We start from the raw sequence: 21,828 nt of genomic DNA, 5'->3' as shown, positions 1-21,828 counted from the left end.
AAACTACACCTTTCTAAAATCCCCTGCCCCCTTTAAATTACTTTTCGGTTCCAAGCAAACTATGCAATCTAATGGGGAGCTACGGCAATGAAGAGTTGCGCAAGTCTTGGCTCTCGAATCTTGCTACTAATATCTATTGTCTTCCGTCTTGCTACTAATGTCTAGCTATCAATACAAAAACGCCACTTTCACTCCACCATACCAATTTCTCTCAGGCGCTGGCTGATAATACCTACCACCGAAAGGATTCAAATCATTCCCTAACGAATAAAGCTCATCTGTCAAGTTATCCACGCCTGCAAAGGCTTCCAGTTCCCACTTTCCAGCAAAACTTCTTGCCCAGCCAAAACGCATATTTACTAGGTTATAAGCATCCTGATACACTGTATTAGCATCATCGAGCGGGATTTCATCTACGTACTGATGCGTGAAGTTCAAGTAAATTCCAGGTTTGGTGCGTATATCCAATCTAGTTACTAAGTTATTTGGAGGTACTCCCGTTAGCTCATTTCCTGAAAAATCATCGTCTCCTTTCTGGTAATCAGTGAATGTGAAATAATTCCCTGTGAATGCTGTTCCGATTTTTAGATCTCTCACAAAAGCTGTTTGATTTCGGATCAAAGCATAATCTATCGCTGCTTCTATTCCTTTTTGATCAGTGGAACCTGCATTTCTGAATAGCACCACACCCTGGAAATTAGTATAAGTCGTGATTGTTTGGTCAAGCTTGAAATAGAAAGCAGTCAGATCCAGGTTTAATTTCCCTTTACCTAGCCTATAGCCAAGTTCATAATTGACCCCTTTTTCTGCTTCCAAATCAAGATTCAAACTCCCTTCATTTGTCCGAACCTCATCGATGGTCGGTGGAGAAAAACCGCTGCTGATACTTCCATAAACTCCAGAGAACTCATTTAATTGATAATTCAGCGCGAAACGTGGAACTACAATGGGGTCGAATTTCCGGCTTTGCAAACCAGTATCTCCTCCGGAAGCGTCGATTTGTCGGTCCACTTCCAGGCTGCTGAAATTCTCACTAAGTGCAAAAGTCACCATGAAATTTTCCGTCAAATCCCACTCTGCCTGTTGAAACAAAAAGCCAGTAGCGGCCCGCAGTTTATCAGCAAACCGAACGGTGTCTGCTACTCCATTCACATTTCCAAAATTCTGTGCATCCGTCAAACTGCTTTGATATTCACCTCCAGCGATGATTCTCAGGTCTTTTCCGGCTAATTTTCCATCATAGGTGAATTTCGTTCTTCCTCCAAAACCAAATCCAAGTTCCTTTTTGTAATCCAAAAGAAATGGATTTTCGAAATCATTGGTGTTTAGATAAAGAGTAGTTGAGTTCTTGATTTTGGAAGAAAAACGATACAAATGAGCAATGGAGGCGAATACTGATTGTTGGGAAATTGAACTGTTTTGGTTTACTGATCCAGGTCTGGCTTGAGTTGGGTCTTCTGCCACCTGATCTGCATTGAGTCCTCCGGGGATTTGATAATTCAAGTCAGAGATTAACAGCTGAGTTCGGATCTCCTGCTTGTCTGAAACCCTGAAAAATCCTCCCAATTGGAAGACTTGTCTATCCATTGCTGATTGCTCACGATAGCCATCAGATTTTTGGCTAACGTAGGAAGCTTCGAATCCACCATTTCCCACTTGCTGAGAAACTCCCAATCTGTAGCGCGTCATTCCGAAATCTCCTACCATAAAATCAGCTGAAGCTCTACCGCCGATAGCGCTTGTAGGAGTGTAGAGATTCACTACCCCACCATTACCGGCACCATAGATACTACCTGAAGGTCCCTTGATGACTTCAGCCGTTGTGATATTGGATAGATCGAGCAAATTCAAAGCAGTGGTGCCGTCTGGTGCTGTAAAAGGAACTTCATTCCAATACACCTTCACATTTCGCACACCGAATGGAGCACGGATGGAACTGCCACGAATGGAAATTCTATAACTCGCCGGCGCACGCTCTTCTATGCGAACACCTGGTTTGGTGTTGAATGAATTGACAATTGACGTTTCGTTAAAGCGATTAAAATCCTGCTCGGAAACAACTACGATCGCTGCCGATTGCTCTAGGAGTGGGCGCTCAGATTCAAAGGCTGAAACGGTTATTTCGGATAGGTTAAGCGATTTTCCGATTAATTCAACGGTATGCTCACCTTCTCCCAATGCCGCAGTGAGAGGTTCATAACCCGATTTGAAGAAAGAGAAACTCTGATTTTCCGACCCTGAAAAAGCCAAAATTCCTGATGGATTGGTGAGTAGTGCTTTACCTGCTTCGGGTTGTACTCGTACATTTTCCAACGGGGTCTGAGTTTGTGAATCCACCACTTTAATCTGAATTTGCGCCTGACATAAAGTGGAAATCAGCAGAAATAATAACGTAAAAATTCTATTCATAATCACAAATTAAAGCCTTTAGCCCGAAGATAACATTGAGAATCCACCAAAGGTCATTTCTATTGTCTTTAGATTAGATACTTCTTTCAATCTTGAGGCAAAAGCCCTAATTTTCTCACATAATTTATTCCTTATGAAAAAAATACTTTGGCCTGCACTTTTGTTGATTCTTACTTTCTGTCAAGAAAAAGTTGCTCCACCTGCCCCTGTTCTTCCCGTCCCAGATGCAAAGCAGATTGCTTGGCAAGAATTGGAATATTACGGTTTTGTGCACTTCAATATGAATACATTCTCAGATAGAGAGTGGGGATTTGGTGATGAAAAACCAGAGATGTTTAATCCAACTGATCTTCAGCCTAGGCAATGGGCTCAGGTAGCTGCTGAAGCTGGTATGAAAGGATTGATTATCACGGCTAAGCATCACGATGGATTTGTCCTTTGGCCTTCAGCTTATACGGAGCATTCTATCAAAAACAGCCCTTGGAAAGACGGAAAGGGTGATTTGATCAAGGAGCTCGCTGAAGCTTGTGAAGAATACGGATTGAAATTCGGAATATATTATTCCCCTTGGGATAGAAATCATCCTGACTATGGCAAGCCGGAATATATCACCTACATGAGAAATCAGTTGACGGAATTGCTTAGCAACTATGGGGATATTTTCGAAGTTTGGTTTGACGGGGCCAATGGCGGGGATGGTTATTATGGCGGTGCAAATGAAGCTAGAAAAGTAGATAAACTGACGTATTACGACTGGCCAAATACCTACAAACTAGTGCGTGAGTTACAGCCAGGAGCGATGTTGTTTAGCGATGGCGGTCCAGATGTACGTTGGGTAGGAAATGAGCATGGATTTGCGTACGAGTCCACTTGGTCAAATTTGATGCGGGATTCTGTCTATGCTGGCATGCCTGATTATCCACAGAAATATGCGACTGGTCAAGAAAATGGGACGCATTGGGTACCTGCCGAAGCAGACGTTTCTATTCGTCCGGGGTGGTATTACCACAAATACGAAGATCATAAGGTCAGAACACTTCCACAGTTGATGGAGATCTACTATAATAGTATTGGGAGAAACAGCTCCTTGTTGATCAATTTCCCGGTAGATACACGAGGTCTAATCCATGAAAATGACGTGGAGGCGATTTTGAAGTTTGGTGAAAAAATAAAAGAGGATTTCTCAGTAAACCTGGTCTCCCAAGCAAGTATAAGTGCAGATTTGGAGCGAGGAGCTGGATATGAAGCCGAAAATGTTCAGGATGAAAATTATGAAACCTACTGGACTACTCCCGATGGTGGCAAGACTGGAGAAATCACTATGGACTTTGGTGCAGAGACGACTTTCAATAGACTGTTAATTCAGGAATATACACCTCTTGGTCAGCGGGTGAAAGCCTTTGTATTGGAGAAAGAGTCTGACGGAAACTGGGACAAAATAGCTGAAGGAACTACTGTAGGGCACAAAAGAATTCTTCGATTCCCTGATGTCTCAGCGGCAAAGGTTCGGGTGAGATTCACGGACGGGAAAGAGATTCCTGTTATTTCAGAGATTGGAATTTACAATGCACCTAAGCTCTTGCTCCCTCCAGCTTATTCCAGAGCTACGACTGGTGAAGTGACTTTGAGCGCTCCGGATGAAGGTTTGGAAGTTTATTACACTGTAGATGGCTCAGAGCCAAGAGAAACTAGTCAGAAATATTCGGAGCCTTTCCAAATCGAAAAAGCAAGCACTTTGCTAGCCATATCTGTAGATCCAGCGTCTGGAAAGAAAAGCGAGCCACTTCGGGTTGATGTGGATCTGGCAAAATCAAAATGGGGGGTCTCTAATGAGAAAGCAGCTAAAGCAATTGACGAAAACGCTGGATCCTACTACACCAGTGAGGAGAACAGTCTCACAGTTGATCTGGGGGAAGAAGTAGCTCTGAAAGGATTCACTTATATGCCTATGCAAGCCAGATATCCAAGTGGATTTATCACCAATTATGTTTTTGAGGTAAGTACTGACGGGAAATCCTGGAAACAGGCTGCTTCAGGTGAATTCTCAAATATTGTCAATAGCCCAGTAGAACAGGTAGTTCATTTTGATGCAGTAAATGCACATTTTATCCGATTGAAAGCAACAAAAACTGCAGATGGAAATCCTGCGACTTTTGCTGAAATAGGTATCCTGACAAAATAAAATCACAAAGTAAATTAAAATGAAATCCCAATTAGGTCTAATTCTGGGAGCTGTGCTTTTGCTAGCTTCTTGTGCCAAAGAAGAAAAGAAAGTAACTCCATCTAAGCCCAATGTCATTGTAATCCTTTCCGATGATCAGGGCACACTGGATTTGAACAGTTATGGGTCAACAGATTTGGCTACACCTAATCTTGACCGGTTGGCAGCTTCAGGAGTACGATTCACGCAATTCTACGCTGTTGCTCCAGTTTGTTCACCTTCTCGGGCAGGCCTTTTGACTGGCAGGTATAATTATAATGCAGGACTCTATGGAAACGTGGATATTCCTGCTCATGACCCGGAAGGAAAGTCAGGCATGCCAACCGAGCAAATTACGATGGCGGAGCTATTCAAGCCGGCAGGTTATAGAACAGCTTCCATCGGTAAATGGCATTTGGGACATACCCCAGAAAAGCTTCCAAACGGTCAAGGCTTCGATTATTTCTTCGGGCACCAAAGAGGTTGTATCGATAATTACTCCCACTACTTCTTTTGGAGTGGACCAAATCTTCATGATTTATATCAAAACGAGAAAGAAATCTATCGGCCAGGAGAATTCTTTGGCGACTTGATGGTGGAGGAAGTGAAGGCGTTTACTCAACCCTCTGCAGATCCTTTTTTCATCTATTGGGCGATCAATATGCCCCACTATCCATATCAGGGAAGACCAAGTTGGTTGGAGCATTACAAGGATTTACCAAGTCCGCGAAAAGAATATGCAGCTTTTATTTCCACGTTGGATGAATTAGTGGGAAATGTATTGGATCACTTGAAGGAAACTGGTCAGTTGGATAATACAATCATCGTATTCCAGTCAGACCATGGACATAGCACAGAGGAAAGAGCATACTTTGGCGGGGGAAATGCAGGACCATTCAATGGAGCTAAGTTCAGTATGCTTGAAGGCGGTATCCGAGTACCTGCGATAATTTCCTGGCCAGGCGGTGATCTTCCGAAAGGAGAAGTTAGAAATCAATGGGCAGGAAGTGTGGATTGGTTTCCAACCTTAGCGGATTTGGCTGAAGTAGATGTGCCAAACCCAACAGAGATGGATGGAGTCAGTTTGAGAGATGTAATTTATGACAACGCAGAATCTGGACATGATGTGATGCATTGGGCCACCGGTAACCCAGAAGTTACGACTAACTCATGGGCAGTGCGAAAAGGACCATGGAAACTACTAGGTAATCCCCGGGATCCTGCAAAAAAGTTGACTTTTACTGAGCAGGACAAACTCTACCTTGTCAATTTGTCTCAGGACAGCACAGAGTCTAAAAATCTGAAAATGCAGCACCCTGATGTTGCATCAGAACTATTAACGCTTCATGAGGACTGGCTAAAGGGTGTTCTGGATAGGCGATCAAAAATAAGTGGTAATTAATCGTTGATTTGGCTACATTCAAGCCCCAATTTGCAACCCAAAACCTATTAAAACCATGAATAGAAGAATCGCCCTAAGGCATCTTGCATTGATTTCTGGCGGATTGGCTCTTATTCCATCCTGTGATTTCAGCTCAGATGATATCCTGGTAGCATACGAGAATCTTAAAGTCACCAATTCGCAAAAACAATTATTAGGACAAATTTCCAATACAATTATTCCTTCCGGAGAGCTCAAAGGAGCCTTAGACTTGGAAGTGCCGGACTTCATTCTTGTAATGGTGAATGATTGCATGAAGAAGGAGGATCAAGAACTTTTCACCCAAGGACTTGCTGCATTTCCCGCTTATGCAAAAAATACAGGCGGAGCCAAATTTGAAAAGTTAGGAGCTAAGGAGAAAGAAGATCTTATCCAAAGTGGCCTTAGTCTAGAAGGAGAAGAAAACAAGGCAGTTTCTTATTTCCTCAATACAACCAAGAGATTTACAATGCAGGGATACATGGCTTCAGAATACATTCAAACTGAAATTATCCCTTACTCACTTATTCCAGGCACATACAATGGTGCCGCCCTAATTTCCGATACCCAAAAACCTAGAATTAATGGCTAATTTAAATATTAAAAATAAGCAAGAACGCACCTATCAGGCCATTGTCATAGGTTCTGGAGCAAGTGGAGGTTGGGCTGCAAAGGAATTTGGAGATCTGGGAGTAAAAACCCTCGTTCTCGAAAGAGGAAGAAATGTAGAGCATATCAAGGATTACCCAACGACCAATATGCTTCCATATGAATTCAAGCATAGGGGGAAGCTGCCCCAGAAAGTATTGGACGAAAACCCGATCGTAGCGAAGTGCTACGCATTTGGAGAGGATTCAGAGCATTTTTTTGTCAAAGACGCAGAACAGCCATATATCCAGGAAAAACCATTTGACTGGATCAAAGGATATCAGGTAGGTGGGAAATCTCTACTTTGGGCTAGACAGGTACAACGTTGGTCAGACTATGATTTCGAGGGTCCAGCTCGAGATGGATTTGCGGTGGACTGGCCGATACGCTATAAAGACATAGCTCCTTGGTATAGTCATGTAGAGAAATTCGCTGGAGTCTCAGGAAATAGAGACGGAATAGACACATTGCCAGACGGTGAGTTTTTGCCTGGATACGATTTAAATATCGTGGAGAAGCATTTTGCCCAAAAGCTAAAGGAAACGTATGGTGGGGATCGTCACATGATTTCTGCCAGATGCGCACATATCAATGGTCCTCACGAGCAATTCACCGAGCAAGGCCGTGCCTTCTGTCAAAATAGAAACCTCTGCCAGCGGGGATGCCCTTTTGGAGGGTATTTCAGCAGTAACTCTTCTACTATTCCTTGGGCACTGAAAAGTGGAAATGTGACTTTAAGGCCGGATTCTGTGGTTCATTCTATTATCTATGATGACGAAAAAGGCAAAGCAACCGGAGTAAGGGTGATAGATGCGCATACCAAAGAAATGGAAGAGTTTTATGCAGATGTGATCTTTGTAAATGCCGCTGCAATTAACTCCAATGCTATTTTGATGAATTCTACTTCCACTAGATTCCCTAACGGACTAGGAAATGACAGTGGTGTATTGGGTAAGTATTTTGCTTTTCACAATTACAGAGCTGGTGTAAGTGCCTCTTACGATGGATTTATGGAATACACTACCACTGGCGGTCGCCCAACAAGTGGCTATATTCCTAGGTTCCGAAATGTGAAAAAGCAGGAGACCGATTTCCTTCGTGGCTATGCGGGTGGGTTCAGCGCCTATCGCGGTGGAGGCTATGTAGCTGATGCTAGAGTAGGTATGGATCTGAAAAATAATATGTTGAATCCAACTCCTCCAGATGGACCATGGAGAGTAGGCTCGCACATGATGGGAGAGACAATTCCAAAAGAGTCAAATTTCATTTCTTTAGAAAGAGAAAAACTTGATCCTTATGGACTTCCGACATTGAAATTCAATGTGGCTTATGATGACAACGATGAGAAGATGATCATAGATTATCAGGAACAAATCTCAGAAATGTTTGAAAAAGCAGGTTTCACTGATATTTCCGTACGTGATGATCATCGTGTTCCAGGACTTGATATTCACGAAATGGGTGGAGTAAGAATGGGCAAGGACCCAAAAACATCTATGCTGAACGGAAACCACCAGCTTCATGCAGTGCCAAATGTCTATGTCACTGACGGCGCCTCGATGACTTCTACTTCTACACAGAATCCTACGCTTACTTACATGGCTTTTGCCGCCAGAGCAGCGCATCATGCCGTTAATGAAAGCAAGAAATAAATAGTAAAGTCTAAAAGCTAAAATCTGAAAAGTTAAAAAACCCTCTTAGAAGTAATTCTGGGAGGGTTTTTTAGGATTTGTACTTCAACTTATGGTTCAAAAAGGCAATTTTCCCAAATCGACATTTCCTCCAGAAAGGATAATACCGACTTTTTTTCCTCGGAATCTATCTTGATTTGCAAGCAGAGCTGCTAATGGAACAGCACAAGAAGGCTCAATAACTATTTTCATGCGCTCATAAATCAATCGCATTGCTTCTATGATTTGCGGATCTGTGGCTAAAAGAATATCCGAAACATAGGCTTCTATCAGTTCAAAATTCAAAACTCCCAACGAAGTCAATAATCCGTCTGCAATGGTGTTTGGACCAGATTGAGGAATGATTTTTCCAGCATGGAAAGACTGAAATGCATCGTCTGCCCCCTGAGGTTCAGCAGCGATTACTTCTATGTTTGAATTTAGGTAATGTGCCGTTAGCGCCGTTCCACCTAGCAAACCTCCACCGCCGACCGGAGCCATTATAATATCTAGATTGCTTTGGTCTTCGATTAGCTCAAGAGCGCAAGTTGCCTGCCCTTCGATCACGTCCATAAAATCATAAGGAGGAATAAAAGTAGCTCCGGTTCTTTCAACAACACTTTCCAAGGTAGTCTCTCGAGCTTTCAGGTTAGGCTCACATTCTATGATTTCACCACCATAGCCTTTAACGGCTTTCTTTTTGATTTCCGGAGCATTTGAAGGCATTACAATGTAAGCTGGAATCCCAGCGACAGAAGCCGCCCTAGCTAAAGCCGCCGCATGATTTCCGCTGCTGTGGGTTGCTACTCCTTTTGATTTTTGTGAATCCGTAAGTTTCATCACTGCATTTGCCGCTCCTCGAGCTTTGAATGCTCCAACTTTTTGGAAGTTCTCACACTTAAAAAAAATCTCACATCCTGCGATCTCATTGATTGCTGATGAAGTCAAAATAGGCGTGCGATGAATAAAAGGCTGAATGCGATCGTGTGCAGCTTGGATATCCTCAATTGTTGGAAAAGCAGTGTTCATGGGCTGAAATTAAAGAGAAAAAGATAAAAGAGATTTAGAGATTGAAGAAATAGTTAATCCAGATTGAGATGATTATCTATCTTCAGGACATGAATTGGAATGCGTTGGATTTTTTCCCGGTGATGGGAGAAAAGCTGAATTTAGGAAATAGTGTCAAATTGGACTTCAGTCCATCAAATCCAGATTTAGAAAGTTTGGACTTATCAAATACTGCTGCATTTGATGATTATGTGACTACCCAAATCAAGAACTCCGGCAGTACCTATGGAATTGGTGGGTATTTAGAGCATAGGGCTATTTACCGTAGAAGTGCTGTGTTTGCGACTTCAGAAGCTGATTTCCGTAATATTCATCTCGGTGTGGATATCTGGACTGAAGCTGGAGCACCAGTATATTCTCCTTTTGAAGGAAAAATTCACAGTTTTCAGGACAATGTCGGTTTCGGGAATTATGGAGCTACGATCATTTTAGAGCATGAGGTTTTTGAAAAAAAGCTCTATTCCCTTTATGGTCATCTTTTTCTGTCTGATCTAGAAGGATTAGAGATCGGCCAGGAAGTGAAAGTTGGAGACCTCATCGCTCATATTGGTCCTTTTCCGGAAAATGGCGATTGGCCCCCGCATTTACATTTCCAATTGATGTGGGATTTGATGGGGAATTTTGGTGATTTTCCAGGAGTTTGTTCCAAGCGAGACATGGACATTTATCAAGCGAATTGCCCAGACCCTAATCTCATTTTGCGAAGCGAAGTACTTTAGGAATTCGCTTCTGTAATCAATCGCAATCCCTCCAAGGTCAAGTTTCTGTCGATTTCCTCGAAAACTTCCGCTAATGGAGTTAAAACCGAGGATAGTCCTCCCGTGGCAATTACTTGGAATTTCTGCTTGGTTTCATTTTCAATTGCTTCCAGCATTCCTTTTACCAAGCCTGTGTATCCATATAAAATCCCTGCTTGAATCGCATGAATGGTGTTTTGGCCAAGTGCCGATTCCGGCATTTTCAAGGCTACTTCTGGGAGTTTTGAAGTATTCTGAAAAAGCGAATTGAGCGCAGTTTTCAGCCCTGGAACAATGTTTACCCCTATAATTTCACCTTTGTCATCTACTACAGTAAACGTGAGTGCGGTTCCAAAATCCACTACTATTAATGCCTTTCTGTACTTAGCATGGCCCGCCATCACATTGCACATCAGGTCAGTACCGATTTCATTTGGCCGAAGGCTTTTGATCGGAAGCTTTTTAAAACTTGCTGGTGAAATAAGGTAAGGCTGAGTACCGAAGTAATTCTCACAAAATTGAAGAACCTGCTCATTTATCTCTGGCACTACAGAGCTGAACCCGATCTGATTGATATCTGAGGGACTGATGCCATGCTCCAAAAAGTACATCGGGACTTTCTTGTGAAGCTGAGCAGCGAATTTTGCGGCATGCGTTTCGATACGGAAGTGATTTTTCCAGCTTTCATTCTTTTCATCGTACAGCGCAAAAACCACATTTGAATTCCCCGCATCTATTGCTAAAAACATTGTTTCTCGGATTTGATTAAATTAGCCTTTCCCAAAATTAATCGGATTATTAAACTTTGAACATGTATACTTTAAGAGAAGGAAAAATCGAGGATCTCCCTCGGGTGTTGGAATTGATAAATGAGCTCGCACTTTACGAAAAAGCTCCTGAGCAAGTGACGAATACCATAGCCATGATGGAAGCTGATGGATTTGGTCCGAACCCTGTTTTTGGAATGTTTGTCTGTGAGAAAAACGAAACGGCTGAGATTGTAGGAATTGCCATTTACTATTATCGATACAGTACTTGGAAAGGTAAACGTATTTATCTGGAAGACCTGGTAGTCACTCAATCTGAGCGAGGACATGGTGCAGGGAAATTACTTTTTGACCGCATCATGAAAAAAGGCTTGGAGGAAAATTGCACTGGAATGATGTGGCAAGTGCTCGACTGGAATGAACCAGCAATCAATTTTTACAATAAATATGGCGCCACCCTAGAAGCTGGCTGGCTAAACGCCCACCTGCAAGATTATGAAATCAAAAAAATTCTAAAATAAGAGTCTTGTTGCAAATGCAATATAATGGTATTGCATTTGCGATAAATATATGTAACTTAGTGTGGGTTAATTGAATAGCTATGACACACACATGGAAAATATCGTTTGGAGAGGCTGGTGCTGAGACCATACTTACAGGTCATGATTCTTATTATTTTTTCCAAGAAGCTATTTCCATGGTGAGCGAGCCAGCCGCAGTTTATGATGTTGCGGTTTCATTTCATGATACAGGAGAGATTTTTGACTTTTTAGATTTTACCCAGCAGGATGTATCTGAGATGCTAGAGGTAGATCCGAGTACACTTTCGCGCTGGCGCAAAGAAGATAGAAAACTCTCCAAAATGCTTACAAAGAGTATTTTGGAGATGGATCAAGTCATTGCCAAAGGCATCAGGATTTTCGGTTCCGAAGAGTTGCTATCGCAATGGCTGCACACGGAGAATTCATCCCTTGGAGGTCAAAAGCCATCGATACTTATGAAGAATCCTTATGGTGTCGATCGTGTGAATGAGGCCATTGAGGCTATGTCTTATGGTTCTATTCTGTAGAAAGTGAGGTATTTACGACTAATTGAAAATCTTGCAGGTAGAAGTTCACTCGGCTTTGGTATTGGGGCAGGAAGGTGGAATCAATACGGGACACCAATTATCTATGGATGCAGTGCGTCATCCCTTAATTTTCTGGAGCTTCTCAGTATTAAAGGGGCAGTAGTAACACAAAGTAAGTGGAAGCTGGTCATACTTGATATAGAGGGACAAATACCGGAATTAGATGCTACACTTTTGCCGACTGACTGGAAAAATAGGCCCCATCCTAAATCAACACAGGAGTTTGGTACAGCCTGGGCAAAAGGGATGATTTCTCCTGTTCTTAAAATCCCCTCCTGTCGAATTCCTTTAAAAAGCTATCCAAGTGAGCATAATCTGTTAATCAATCCTCTCCATCCTGATTTTCCAAATTCAGTGAAAATAGTGGAAGAATGGGATGTGAGTTTTGAGGTGAATTCTTAGAATTCTAAAATTGGAAAATTGGAAGATTAAAAATTCTATTGCTAGTAAAACAAAAAACCGGCTAATGCCGGTCTCTTGTCAATATTTCTATTCTCCTAGCTTGTTATCCTTTCAAGCTATAGTTAGGAGCTTCTCTAGTCACAGATACATCGTGAGGATGTGATTCTTTCACACCTGCTGCAGTGATTTTTACGAATTTTCCGTTTTTCTGAAGATCTTCAATAGTCTGAGTTCCGCAGTAACCCATACCAGCCTGAAGTCCGCCTACCAACTGATAAAGAACCTCCGAAACTAATCCTTTGAAAGGAACACGTCCTACGATTCCTTCAGGAACCAGCTTTTTGATATTGTCTTCAGCATCTTGGAAGTAACGGTCTTTGGAACCTGACTCCATTGCTTCAAGCGAACCCATACCTCTGTAAGATTTGAATTTTCTTCCTTGGAAAATGATCATTTCACCTGGAGCTTCCTCTGTTCCTGCTAGCAAAGAGCCAATCATAATGGAGCTTCCACCTGCAGCAATCGCTTTAACCAAATCACCTGAATAGCGAATTCCACCATCTGCGATTACGGGAACTCCGCGACCTTTTAATGCCTCAGAACATTCAAACACCGCAGATAATTGAGGAACACCTACACCTGCAATAATTCTAGTAGTACAGATAGATCCTGGGCCAACTCCTACTTTTACTGCATCTGCACCTGCATCTGCTAGTGCAATTGCTGCTTCAGGAGTCGCTATATTTCCTACAATCACTTCCAGATCAGGGAAAGCATCTTTTATTTTTCTACAAGTTTCGATTACTCCCTTCGAGTGACCATGTGCTGTATCAATAGAAACCACGTCAACACCTGCATTTTTCAATGCTTCTACTCGCTCCACAATATCTGCCGTCACACCAACTGCTGCTCCTACACGTAGTCTTCCAAACTCATCCTTACAAGCATTTGGCTTGTCTTTTCTCTTCAAAATATCCTTGTAAGTAATCAAGCCAGTTAACTTGTACTCCTCATCAACGATTGGAAGTTTTTCGATTTTATATTCCTGAAGAATCTCTTCAGCTTGCTCTAGCGAAACACCAGATTTAGCTGTAATGAGATTGTCAATGGTCATTATTTCCATAATAGGTCGACCTTGATCTTTGATAAAACGAAGGTCGCGGTTGGTAATAATACCTTTCAAAACTTTGTTTTCATCAACCACTGGAATGCCACCAATATGATATTCACGCATGATAGCCTCTGCATCTTTCACTTTTGCATCTACATGCAAGGTGATAGGATCCAGGATCATACCTGCCTGCGAACGCTTTACTTTACGAACTTGCGCGGCCTGCTGCTCGATTGACATGTTCTTGTGAACAAATCCAAGACCACCCTCAAGAGCAATGGCAATAGCCAATTCAGCCTCAGTAACCGTGTCCATAGCAGCGGAAACTAAAGGAATGTTTAGCCTGATTTTCTTGGTGAGTTGGGTAGAGGTATTCGTGTCGCGTGGAAGGACTTCTGAATAACCTGGGACAAGAAGCACGTCGTCGTAGGTGAGTGCTTCGTAGAGGAACTTGTCGGAATTTCTATTCATGGCAAATATTGGTATGGAGGTAACCCTATTTGCCCGTCAAAGTTACACACAAAATTCAATGCCAAACTAATCCTCTCCAAAATAAATTTGGAATACTGGCCTGTTTCTAGTCTAAACCAAATATGAAGGCAGGAAGAAAATAGTTTGAAATTGAATTATGTGGATAGCTAACTTCTTTTTATGTGTAAAATGAGGTATTGTGAAAATCTACTTTTTCTGAAGTCTAGCAATATAGAATCCATCAAACCCGCTTTCCTGCGCTAGTACTTTCTGATCTTCAATTAACTCGAAATCTTTTCCGGCTTCACTAGACAAGAATTTGGCGATTTGGTCTTGATTTTCAGAGGGTAAAATACTGCAAGTAGCATAGACCATCTGGCCACCTGGCTTCACCATGGAAGGATAGCTTTGGAGGATTTCCTGCTGCGTCTGACGCACTTTCTCAATAGACTCTTCACTCAGCTTCCACTTAGTATCAGGATTTCTACGAAGAACTCCCAAGCCAGAACAAGGAACGTCTAATAGTAATCTATCAGCCGTTTCTTTCATTCTTTTGATCGTCTTAGAACCTTCAATCACCTTTCGCTCAATGATGGAAACACCATCTCGGCGCGCTCTAAGCTTGGTTTGCTGTAGTTTCCATTCTTCCACGTCCATTGAGAGAACTTTTCCTTTGTTCTGCATCAAAGCGGCTATGTGAAGGGATTTTCCTCCAGCACCTGCACATGCATCGATTACCCGCATTCCCGGCTCCACAGCAAGTGCAGCGGCAACTAATTGCGAAGAGGCATCTTGTACTTCAAAGTGACCTTCTTTGAAAGCAGGATTTCGGAATACGTTTGTACGTTCATCCAGAATCAAGGCATCCGGATAACCTTTGATAATATGGGTGTGGATATTATCCTCGGCCAATCTGTTTTTTAAGCGCTCACGGGTAGTCTTAAGCGTATTTACACGCAAAACTACTTGAGCTTCCTGATTCAAACTGTGGATTTCAGCTTCCCATTTGTCTCCTAATTCTTTCTTTCCTAGATCAAAAAGCCAATCAGGAACAGACTCCAATTTGGCTGGATCATCCAGTTTCTCGTACTTTTCTTTAAGCTTATCAGGGTTGATTTTTGCAAACTCTTCCCATGGTGGAAGTGTGTGTCCCTGCATCAACCAATAGGTTCCAAAAAGATCATAGGGCTCCTTACTTGGGCTCAAATAATTGATTAAACGCCACCAGCGAACCATCTCATACGTAGTCTCAGCAATGAAAGAGCGATCTCTCGCCCCCCATTTTGGGTTAGATTTTAGTGTTCTTTCGATTACTTTATCAGCGTACTGACCTTCTTCAAAAATGGCTGCAAGTGCGGTATGAACTCCGCGGATGGTGTTGTTGTGTAGCTTCATCTGTTTGTTTATTGTTCTTTATTGGCCAGATGGAATCTCGCAACATTTATTCATCTCTTTGTGTGACCCTAGAGTTGTGCTCGATTTCATGGCAAATAAATTCTGCACAAAGGTAGTTTTTCTTTCTGAGTCTGTCAGAATGAGATTTTGAAAAGGACTGAAAAACTGTGTCTTGAGAATATGACTTGAGTGTTTAAAATAGAAATTTTGGTTTTGATACCTTTACACTTTTAAATCTTCCAAAATCTATCTTACCATGTCAACCTTTCAAGAGCTTCTGTCTTCTTGGGCTTCGAAACTTTCCATTTATGAGAAACAGGAAGCAGAATCTCTGGTAAGTTGGCTTTTGGAGCATCATCTGGGATGGAGGAGAACTCAGATTTTGGATCAAGTTGATGAAGAGACTTTTCCAACCAAGCTAGTTGAAGACTTTGAGCGATTGAAAACCGGAGAGCCCATTCAGTATATTATGGGAAAAGGACCTTTCTATGGCAGAGAGTTTATCGTTAGTTCGGCTACTTTGATCCCAAGAAATGAAACAGAGGAGTTGGTTCACATGATCATCAAAGAGAATCCGAAAGCTGGGTTGAGGATTTTGGATATTGGCACCGGAACTGGCTGCATTCCTATTTCATTGGCATTGGAGATGAATAATCCTGAGGTTTTCGCAGTGGATATTTCTGAGGAAGCTTTGGAAATCGCCAAGAAAAATGGGGATGTGTTGAATGCAAATGTCACTTTTTCTACCTGTGATATTCTGACACAAACTCCAGATGTCTCGGAGCTGGATATTTTGGTAAGTAATCCTCCCTATATTCCTGAGCAGGAGAAAACAGAAATGCATAGAAATGTACTGGATTTTGAGCCCGAATTGGCCTTGTTTGTCAGCAATGAAGATCCACTGATTTTTTACCGAACAATAGCAGAGAAAGGAAAACAACTCCTGAAGTCAGGTGGGAAGCTGTATTTTGAAATCAATGAAAAGTATGGGGAAGAAGTTGCAGAATTGATGCAGAACTCGGGTTATTCCGAAGTTCAGATATTGAAAGATCTGAATGGGAAATATAGAATTGCAGTAGGTAGGCGCTAGCTTTGAGTAGCAAGATACTAGACTTAAGTATCAAGTAATTAGATTGTAATAATGACAGAAAAAATTCAACAAACAGAGAATCATCAATATCATTTTGTTTCATATCTGAAAAGGATAATGCTCATCCTTTTCTTATTAAGCCTTCCGACTATTGGATGGACTTGCACCTGCATGTCCCTAACTAAAAAAAATGTAAAAAAAATCACAAAGAATGCTGACTATATTTTATTGGGCACTGCTGTTGAAAATGTTCATCATAATGACTCTATAAAAGATACTTTGGATAGCGAAAAGTTCGGAATAGATGTAAAATTCAAAGTAGAAAAGATTTATAAGGGAAACTTAAAAACTGAATTCGTTTTTATCAATCAGTTTGAAACTGGCAACTGCATTCAAGTCTTCAGGTTTGGTGAAAAGTATATCATAGTTGGTACTCGAATAGAAAAATTTGAAAACCTCCGCCCTTTCAGTGAAGCAGTTTATAAAGAAGATAAAATTTTTGAGACCGTCGCTTCTCCACCCCCGCCACCAATCGGAGGGTTGACAATTAGGAAGATGAAATGTTACAATATTGAAATGGAACTTGTAGAACATTGGAATAAAATTGCGGAAAATGAAATCGTAGTATATACCAACCAATGCTCTTCATTCAATGCAGAAAGTACTTACGGAAAATACTTTAGCAAATGATTAAAATAATCCAAAATGAAGCGATGTATCTAAACTATCTAGCGAGAATAGATGAGATATTTGATGCTGAACAAGGAACACAGAAAGGTGATGAGTTAGAATTATTAGTAACTCTAGTCAAACTCTATGAACAAGAAAATTTTCAGTTACCTACTCTTGACCCGATAGAAGCAATTAAAATTCGATTGGAGGATTTGGGCTTGAAGAACAAAGACCTGGAACCCATAATGGGGGATCCAGGTAACATTTCAAAAATTTTGAAGGGGAAAAGAAGCCTGACTGTTGATATGATTCGTGGATTAAGTGAGAAGCTTGATTTACCAGTCGATATATTGGTAGGTAAATCAAGTAAAGCGGTAGTATAAGCTTATGAGTCAGAAGAAATGTCCCCATTGCGGTGAATGGTCTGTATGGACAAACAATTACGAGGATCGCTGTGAGCATTGCGGAGAGTTTCTGTCTCCAGTAGAGCTTGAGCGGAAGGAAAAATTTATTCAAGAGCGAGACCGCCAAGAAAAAGACTGGATGTTTTACATCAATCCTGAAGATTCTGGGGCTAAGAAATTCTTTAAGAAATCTGGAAACTTATTTTATACCGTTTTCATGGCTATCATGACCTTTATCATGTGGTTGATTGCAGCTTTACCAGGATGATAGATCTATTCAAAAACCCAATTTTTATTTTTGCTTCCATTGCTTTTTGGGCAAATCAATACCTAGAAAAATCAATGGGAATTTTTGTTCCATTCTACCATGCATATGGTGATGATTTGATGGCAATGCCTGTAGTTTTTGGACTTTGCCTGCAGCTAATGAGATGGTTTCATCCGATGGGCGATCAACTTACATTTAGCAAAAAACAGGTTTTAATTGGTCTGGTTTATTTTTCAGTTGTTTTTGAAATCGTATTACCTCTGTTTTCAAAGACTTATACAGCAGATCCAATCGATGTGTTTTGCTATGGATTGGGAACGTTAGTGTTCCTAAAGTTTATGAATAAACCTGCTCCCCAATCCAAAAAATCCCGGGCGCTTTGATCTCTGTAATTCCTTCTGGAACTTCCAGCATAGTCGCATAGGTGATGGGTAAAATCAATTCTCCATTTTCATTCTGAATCTGTATAGGCATACCTTCCTTACCATGGATGTGGATGCTACTTTCTGCAAACCATTTTTTGAATTCCCCCGATTTCACCGGGTAATATTTCCAATCTCCATCCAAAATCGTAAGATTCATCAGTTCAAGTTTGTCCTGAAGATCAAGCGCTTCCAGATGTGAAATCCCTACCAAATGCACTGCTTTGTGCTCGGTGGAGACCAGGTAATCCAACCCTGATTGCAAATAATTTTCATCGAATATGTTGATGAATTTCACAGGGTACTGCTCTTCCAGTAAGTGTTGGTTTTCTGCTTGAAAAGCCTCAGAAGCAAGAATTACATCTATTTTAATTCCCCAGCTCAACACTTGGTCAAGCACTTTTTCACTCACAAGCACCGTCGGAACCCATTCTAGAAGAGGTGAAACCTGATCAAATCGGATTTGGTCAAGTTCCAAAATCAGCACAGCTGGCTCCTGCTTATCTTTTACGAAATGATGTGAAGACATTAGGATTGGATTTTTCGATAGAATTCTAGCGCATTTCTGTAAGCTAAGTCTTCCAGGTTTTCAGCGCTTAATTTATCTTCCATACTTTTCAGCAGTGAAGGATATTTTCCAGCATTTTCTACTAATGGAAAATAAAAAGGATGCCTCTCAGGATCGCCAAAATCCTTGGTGTAAAAATAATCTGCTCCAAAACAGATTGATTTTTCTCCACCAATCTGGAACCCATGGAAAATATGATCAAATAATCGCTCCGGAACCTCAGGATCCAAGAAAGCTCTCAAGAAATTTACTCCTATGATTCCTCCACGATGTATGATTTCTTTGGCAAACTCATCGGTTAGGTTGCGTGGATGATTCCAGATTTCTCTGAAATTGGAGTGACTTGCAATCACTGGGATATCCAGTTGATTAGTATCAATGTGATTCAAAATACCGGCAGCAAGCAAATCAGAGGTGTGCGATAAATCAACCGGAATTCTTTTGCCGGCCATGTAATCAAGCAGCTTTTTCCCGTCGTCCTTCAATCCAATTCCTTTGGTATAATTTCCCCCACCAAAGCGGTTTTCAGTATGATGGGTTAGGCTGATGTATGCAAGAGATTTTACTTTTTCTAGAATTGCATCAAACTGACTGTAGATTTCCTCCCAAGTAGCATCTTCACTACCAATACCAGCAGCGTTTTCCACAGAACCTTTTATTCCAACACAGTTTTGTTTGTCCCAATTTTTCAAAAAATCAGCATCAGCAAAGGCAAGATCATTCTCATGCTTTTCTAATAATTCTGAGAAAATCTGAGCTTGTCTAGTTGCCAAACTCATGCTTTCTGGCTTTACATCAGTGTAAATCGCCAAGATTTGCATGCGCACATTGCCATCCTGCAACCAAGGGATTGCACAGGCGATTTCATCTTTTGCATAGGCATTTGCACCTGGAATTTTTGCCAAATAGGACAGTAAATCACAGTGCATGTCGATTATTGGGAAGCTCATCATTTTTTGGGGTTATGGCAAAGTAAGCCAAAAAAGCGTATGTTTTTTAATACTTTTAGGGAGGATTACACTTTGGTAATCTTCAGATAGATTTTCACTTTCACCAGAAAAATAAGCGATATGGCATTAGCTCAACCGTTCAACTTCAAAAAATGGATAGACGAAAATAGACATTTGTTGAAACCGCCAATTGGAAATCAGCAAGTTTATAAAGGAAATGATGACTTCATCGTAATGGTGGTTGGTGGTCCAAATTCCCGAAAAGACTACCATTCCAACGAAGGAGAAGAGTTTTTCTACCAAATAGAAGGAGATATTGTCCTGAAAGTTATTGAAGAGGGAAAACCTAAAGACATTCATATCCGCGAAGGAGAAATATTCTTACTTCCAGCAAAAGTGCCACATTCTCCCCGTCGTCCGGCAAATACAATTGGTTTGGTGATAGAGCGCTACCGAAGGGCAGGTGAAGTAGATGGGTTTATCTGGCACTGTGAAAACTGTGGTGAAAAGCTTTATGAGGAATTTTTTGAAGTTACGGACATTGTTAAGCAGCTCCCTCCAGTTCAAGAAAGGTTTTGGGGAAATCCTGAGAATCACACGTGCAAAAATTGCGGAACAGTAATGGAAAAATAGAGGTTAGGATGCCGGGTGACCGATGTCCGGTGTAGCCTTAACGATAGAGTCAATCATTTTCTAGACACAACAATCTGTCACCCTCAGAAACTAAAACAACCCAAATAGATTAGAATGAACTACCAATATTCAGCTGAATTTGCGCGTGAGATGGATGAGAAAGATTCTCTTTCACACTTTCGGGATCGTTTTCTTTTTCCGAAAGTTGATGGAAAAGATGCGATTTATCTCTGTGGAAATTCTCTGGGCTTACAGCCAAAATCGGCTAAAGATTACATAGCAAAGGAATTATCCAATTGGGCAGAAATGGCTGTTGATGGACATTTTCATGGAGAAGATGCCTGGATGTTTGCGAAGCAAAAATCAAAGCCAGCTTTAGCTGAAATCGTGGGAGCTCATGAGCACGAGGTGGTAGCTATGAATAACCTATCAGTGAATCTTCATTTGTTGATGGTTTCATTTTATCAGCCCACGAAAGAGCGTTACAAAATCATCGTAGAAGCTGGCGCTTTTCCCTCAGATCAATACATGCTGGAAACTCAGGTGAAGTTCCATGGCTTAGATCCAGAAGCAGCAATCGTGGAGCTTAATCCAAGAAAAGGTGAGCATACGCTTCGTACCGAGGATATTTTGGCAGAAATAAGAAATCAGGGTGATTCCCTGGCTATGGTGAATATGGCTGGTTTGCAATATTATACCGGACAGGTTTTCGATATGCAAGCCATTACGGCAGCCGCCCATGAAGTTGGTGCTTATGCGGGATTTGATCTGGCGCATGCAGTTGGAAATGCTCCACTGAGCCTCCACGATTGGGATGTAGATTTTGCGACTTGGTGTAGCTATAAGTACATGAACTCCGGCCCTGGGAACGTTTCTGGGGTATTTATCCATGAACGATTTGCGGAGCGTCCAGATATGAATCGCTTTGCCGGATGGTGGGGACATGATCAGGAGCAACGCTTCAAGATGGAAAAGGGATTTGTGCCAATGCATGGAGCAGATGGCTGGCAGCTTTCCAATTCCGATATTATAGGTTTAGCCGTTCATCAGGCATCCTTGGATATTTTTCAGGAAGCTGGAATTACAAATTTGAGGAGAAAATCAGAACAGCTGACAGCATATTTAGCCTATCTAATTGAAGAAATCAGCGGAAATTCAGGGGTTTTGGAAATTATTACTCCTAAAAATCCTGTAGAAAGAGGCTGTCAGTTATCTTTGCACATTCATCGCGGAGGCAAGGCTGTATTCGATGAATGGTATAAACACGGAGTCGTAGGCGACTGGCGCAATCCAAATGTGATACGTCTAGCACCTACACCGCTCTATAACAGCTTCCTAGACGTGTTCCGATTTGCACAGATTTTGGAACAATCTCTGAAGAAATTCGCTTAAAG

22 protein-coding genes are annotated in these 21,828 nt (G+C 41.5%); 15 read left to right on the top strand and 7 right to left on the bottom strand.

Going from position 1 to position 21,828, the window contains the following annotated elements:
• Positions 1–168: 168 nt before the first annotated feature.
• Positions 169–2,409, bottom strand: a complete 2,241-nt coding sequence (locus AACZ87_RS12610) for a TonB-dependent receptor (protein WP_339867637.1) — start codon at positions 2,407–2,409, stop codon at positions 169–171.
• A 133-nt stretch (positions 2,410–2,542) separates the two neighbouring features.
• Here AACZ87_RS12610 and AACZ87_RS12605 point away from each other — a divergent pair, with 133 nt between their 5' ends.
• Genes AACZ87_RS12605 through AACZ87_RS12590 form a run of 4 tightly spaced genes read left to right on the top strand, consistent with a single transcriptional unit; the run spans position 2,543 to position 8,329 of the window.
• Complete coding sequence (locus tag AACZ87_RS12605; protein ID WP_339867635.1) at positions 2,543–4,591, top strand: alpha-L-fucosidase; 2,049 nt, start codon at positions 2,543–2,545, stop codon at positions 4,589–4,591.
• Between the two features lie 19 nt (positions 4,592–4,610).
• Complete coding sequence (locus AACZ87_RS12600) at positions 4,611–6,011, top strand: sulfatase-like hydrolase/transferase (protein ID WP_339867633.1); 1,401 nt, start codon at positions 4,611–4,613, stop codon at positions 6,009–6,011.
• Positions 6,012–6,066: 55 nt separating this feature from the next.
• Positions 6,067–6,621, top strand: coding sequence for a gluconate 2-dehydrogenase subunit 3 family protein (locus tag AACZ87_RS12595; protein ID WP_339867632.1), 555 nt, complete (start codon positions 6,067–6,069; stop codon positions 6,619–6,621).
• Positions 6,614–8,329 carry a GMC family oxidoreductase gene (locus tag AACZ87_RS12590; protein ID WP_339867630.1) on the top strand — a complete coding sequence of 572 codons (1,716 nt, stop codon included), beginning with the start codon at positions 6,614–6,616 and terminating at the stop codon, positions 8,327–8,329. The genes AACZ87_RS12595 and AACZ87_RS12590 overlap by 8 nt, the downstream gene beginning before the upstream one ends.
• Before the next feature lie 96 nt (positions 8,330–8,425).
• On the opposite strand, the gene AACZ87_RS12585 is transcribed toward AACZ87_RS12590, so the two are convergent.
• Complete coding sequence (locus AACZ87_RS12585; RefSeq protein ID WP_339867628.1) at positions 8,426–9,376, bottom strand: pyridoxal-phosphate dependent enzyme; 951 nt, start codon at positions 9,374–9,376, stop codon at positions 8,426–8,428.
• A 68-nt stretch (positions 9,377–9,444) separates the two neighbouring features.
• On the opposite strand from AACZ87_RS12585, the gene AACZ87_RS12580 reads away from it, so the two are divergent.
• Entirely contained in the window at positions 9,445–10,134 is a 690-nt protein-coding gene (locus tag AACZ87_RS12580) for a peptidoglycan DD-metalloendopeptidase family protein (protein WP_339867626.1), read from the top strand.
• Here AACZ87_RS12580 and AACZ87_RS12575 read toward each other — a convergent pair.
• Positions 10,131–10,901 carry a type III pantothenate kinase gene (locus AACZ87_RS12575; RefSeq protein WP_339867624.1) on the bottom strand — a complete coding sequence of 257 codons (771 nt, stop codon included), beginning with the start codon at positions 10,899–10,901 and terminating at the stop codon, positions 10,131–10,133. The two genes, AACZ87_RS12580 and AACZ87_RS12575, sit on opposite strands and share 4 nt — an antisense overlap.
• Positions 10,902–10,963: 62 nt before the next feature.
• Between AACZ87_RS12575 and AACZ87_RS12570 the strand changes: the two genes are divergently transcribed.
• The 3 genes from AACZ87_RS12570 (at position 10,964) to AACZ87_RS12560 (ending at position 12,450) form a co-directional block, all read left to right on the top strand.
• Entirely contained in the window at positions 10,964–11,440 is a 477-nt protein-coding gene (locus tag AACZ87_RS12570) for a GNAT family N-acetyltransferase (RefSeq protein WP_339867622.1), read from the top strand.
• An 80-nt stretch (positions 11,441–11,520) separates the two neighbouring features.
• The gene (locus tag AACZ87_RS12565) at positions 11,521–11,988 is read left to right on the top strand and encodes an antitoxin Xre/MbcA/ParS toxin-binding domain-containing protein (protein WP_339867620.1); all 468 of its coding nucleotides are present in this window, start codon (positions 11,521–11,523) and stop codon (positions 11,986–11,988) included.
• A 3-nt stretch (positions 11,989–11,991) separates the two neighbouring features.
• Positions 11,992–12,450, top strand: a complete 459-nt coding sequence (locus AACZ87_RS12560) for an RES family NAD+ phosphorylase (protein WP_339867619.1) — start codon at positions 11,992–11,994, stop codon at positions 12,448–12,450.
• 103 nt (positions 12,451–12,553) lie between these two features.
• Here the strand turns inward: AACZ87_RS12560 and guaB are convergent, their stop codons facing one another.
• Together guaB and AACZ87_RS12550 are read right to left on the bottom strand one after the other, a co-directional pair.
• A complete protein-coding gene (guaB, locus tag AACZ87_RS12555) occupies positions 12,554–14,032 on the bottom strand; it encodes an IMP dehydrogenase (RefSeq protein WP_283411993.1) in 1,479 nt (492 codons plus the stop codon).
• 207 nt (positions 14,033–14,239) lie between these two features.
• Positions 14,240–15,427: a class I SAM-dependent methyltransferase gene (locus tag AACZ87_RS12550; protein WP_339867618.1), complete on the bottom strand. Its 1,188-nt coding sequence runs from the start codon at positions 15,425–15,427 to the stop codon at positions 14,240–14,242.
• A gap of 256 nt (positions 15,428–15,683) precedes the next feature.
• Between AACZ87_RS12550 and prmC the strand changes: the two genes are divergently transcribed.
• The 5 genes from prmC to AACZ87_RS12525 are packed head-to-tail and all read left to right on the top strand — an operon-like array spanning position 15,684 to position 18,244.
• Positions 15,684–16,517, top strand: a complete 834-nt coding sequence (gene prmC / locus AACZ87_RS12545; protein ID WP_339867616.1) for a peptide chain release factor N(5)-glutamine methyltransferase — start codon at positions 15,684–15,686, stop codon at positions 16,515–16,517.
• Positions 16,518–16,568: 51 nt separating this feature from the next.
• The gene (locus AACZ87_RS12540; protein ID WP_339867614.1) at positions 16,569–17,207 is read left to right on the top strand and encodes a hypothetical protein; all 639 of its coding nucleotides are present in this window, start codon (positions 16,569–16,571) and stop codon (positions 17,205–17,207) included.
• Positions 17,204–17,572, top strand: coding sequence for a helix-turn-helix domain-containing protein (locus tag AACZ87_RS12535; RefSeq protein WP_339867613.1), 369 nt, complete (start codon positions 17,204–17,206; stop codon positions 17,570–17,572). Before AACZ87_RS12540 ends, AACZ87_RS12535 begins: the two co-directional genes overlap by 4 nt.
• Positions 17,573–17,576: 4 nt before the next feature.
• Positions 17,577–17,861 carry a class I tRNA ligase family protein gene (locus AACZ87_RS12530; RefSeq protein ID WP_339867611.1) on the top strand — a complete coding sequence of 95 codons (285 nt, stop codon included), beginning with the start codon at positions 17,577–17,579 and terminating at the stop codon, positions 17,859–17,861.
• Entirely contained in the window at positions 17,858–18,244 is a 387-nt protein-coding gene (locus AACZ87_RS12525; RefSeq protein ID WP_339867609.1) for a magnesium citrate secondary transporter, read from the top strand. Before AACZ87_RS12530 ends, AACZ87_RS12525 begins: the two co-directional genes overlap by 4 nt.
• Here AACZ87_RS12525 and AACZ87_RS12520 read toward each other — a convergent pair.
• Entirely contained in the window at positions 18,198–18,812 is a 615-nt protein-coding gene (locus AACZ87_RS12520) for a thiamine pyrophosphokinase (RefSeq protein ID WP_339867607.1), read from the bottom strand. The genes AACZ87_RS12525 and AACZ87_RS12520 overlap by 47 nt on opposite strands.
• Positions 18,812–19,804, bottom strand: a complete 993-nt coding sequence (locus tag AACZ87_RS12515; protein ID WP_339867605.1) for a membrane dipeptidase — start codon at positions 19,802–19,804, stop codon at positions 18,812–18,814. Before AACZ87_RS12515 ends, AACZ87_RS12520 begins: the two co-directional genes overlap by 1 nt.
• A 117-nt stretch (positions 19,805–19,921) precedes the next feature.
• Here AACZ87_RS12515 and AACZ87_RS12510 point away from each other — a divergent pair, with 117 nt between their 5' ends.
• Both AACZ87_RS12510 and kynU read left to right on the top strand, forming a co-directional pair.
• A complete protein-coding gene (locus AACZ87_RS12510) occupies positions 19,922–20,434 on the top strand; it encodes a 3-hydroxyanthranilate 3,4-dioxygenase (protein ID WP_339867603.1) in 513 nt (170 codons plus the stop codon).
• A gap of 114 nt (positions 20,435–20,548) precedes the next feature.
• Complete coding sequence (kynU, locus tag AACZ87_RS12505; protein ID WP_339867601.1) at positions 20,549–21,826, top strand: kynureninase; 1,278 nt, start codon at positions 20,549–20,551, stop codon at positions 21,824–21,826.
• The last annotated feature ends 2 nt before the right edge of the window (positions 21,827–21,828 follow it).

Source organism: uncultured Algoriphagus sp. (genome assembly GCF_963974365.1).
In the GTDB taxonomy this organism is placed as follows: Bacteria; Bacteroidota; Bacteroidia; order Cytophagales; family Cyclobacteriaceae; genus Algoriphagus.
This window is presented reverse-complemented; position numbering and strand designations above follow the sequence as displayed.

Coding starts and splice junctions, on each gene's coding strand:
- AACZ87_RS12610 (WP_339867637.1), bottom strand. CDS start 2,409: ATGAATAGAATTTTTACGTTATTATTTCTGCTGATTTCCACTTTATGT.
- AACZ87_RS12605 (WP_339867635.1), top strand. CDS start 2,543: ATGAAAAAAATACTTTGGCCTGCACTTTTGTTGATTCTTACTTTCTGT.
- AACZ87_RS12600 (WP_339867633.1), top strand. CDS start 4,611: ATGAAATCCCAATTAGGTCTAATTCTGGGAGCTGTGCTTTTGCTAGCT.
- AACZ87_RS12595 (WP_339867632.1), top strand. CDS start 6,067: ATGAATAGAAGAATCGCCCTAAGGCATCTTGCATTGATTTCTGGCGGA.
- AACZ87_RS12590 (WP_339867630.1), top strand. CDS start 6,614: ATGGCTAATTTAAATATTAAAAATAAGCAAGAACGCACCTATCAGGCC.
- AACZ87_RS12585 (WP_339867628.1), bottom strand. CDS start 9,376: ATGAACACTGCTTTTCCAACAATTGAGGATATCCAAGCTGCACACGAT.
- AACZ87_RS12580 (WP_339867626.1), top strand. CDS start 9,445: ATGATTATCTATCTTCAGGACATGAATTGGAATGCGTTGGATTTTTTC.
- AACZ87_RS12575 (WP_339867624.1), bottom strand. CDS start 10,901: ATGTTTTTAGCAATAGATGCGGGGAATTCAAATGTGGTTTTTGCGCTG.
- AACZ87_RS12570 (WP_339867622.1), top strand. CDS start 10,964: ATGTATACTTTAAGAGAAGGAAAAATCGAGGATCTCCCTCGGGTGTTG.
- AACZ87_RS12565 (WP_339867620.1), top strand. CDS start 11,521: ATGACACACACATGGAAAATATCGTTTGGAGAGGCTGGTGCTGAGACC.
- guaB (WP_283411993.1), bottom strand. CDS start 14,032: ATGAATAGAAATTCCGACAAGTTCCTCTACGAAGCACTCACCTACGAC.
- AACZ87_RS12550 (WP_339867618.1), bottom strand. CDS start 15,427: ATGAAGCTACACAACAACACCATCCGCGGAGTTCATACCGCACTTGCA.
- prmC (WP_339867616.1), top strand. CDS start 15,684: ATGTCAACCTTTCAAGAGCTTCTGTCTTCTTGGGCTTCGAAACTTTCC.
- AACZ87_RS12540 (WP_339867614.1), top strand. CDS start 16,569: ATGACAGAAAAAATTCAACAAACAGAGAATCATCAATATCATTTTGTT.
- AACZ87_RS12535 (WP_339867613.1), top strand. CDS start 17,204: ATGATTAAAATAATCCAAAATGAAGCGATGTATCTAAACTATCTAGCG.
- AACZ87_RS12530 (WP_339867611.1), top strand. CDS start 17,577: ATGAGTCAGAAGAAATGTCCCCATTGCGGTGAATGGTCTGTATGGACA.
- AACZ87_RS12525 (WP_339867609.1), top strand. CDS start 17,858: ATGATAGATCTATTCAAAAACCCAATTTTTATTTTTGCTTCCATTGCT.
- AACZ87_RS12520 (WP_339867607.1), bottom strand. CDS start 18,812: ATGTCTTCACATCATTTCGTAAAAGATAAGCAGGAGCCAGCTGTGCTG.
- AACZ87_RS12515 (WP_339867605.1), bottom strand. CDS start 19,804: ATGATGAGCTTCCCAATAATCGACATGCACTGTGATTTACTGTCCTAT.
- AACZ87_RS12510 (WP_339867603.1), top strand. CDS start 19,922: ATGGCATTAGCTCAACCGTTCAACTTCAAAAAATGGATAGACGAAAAT.
- kynU (WP_339867601.1), top strand. CDS start 20,549: ATGAACTACCAATATTCAGCTGAATTTGCGCGTGAGATGGATGAGAAA.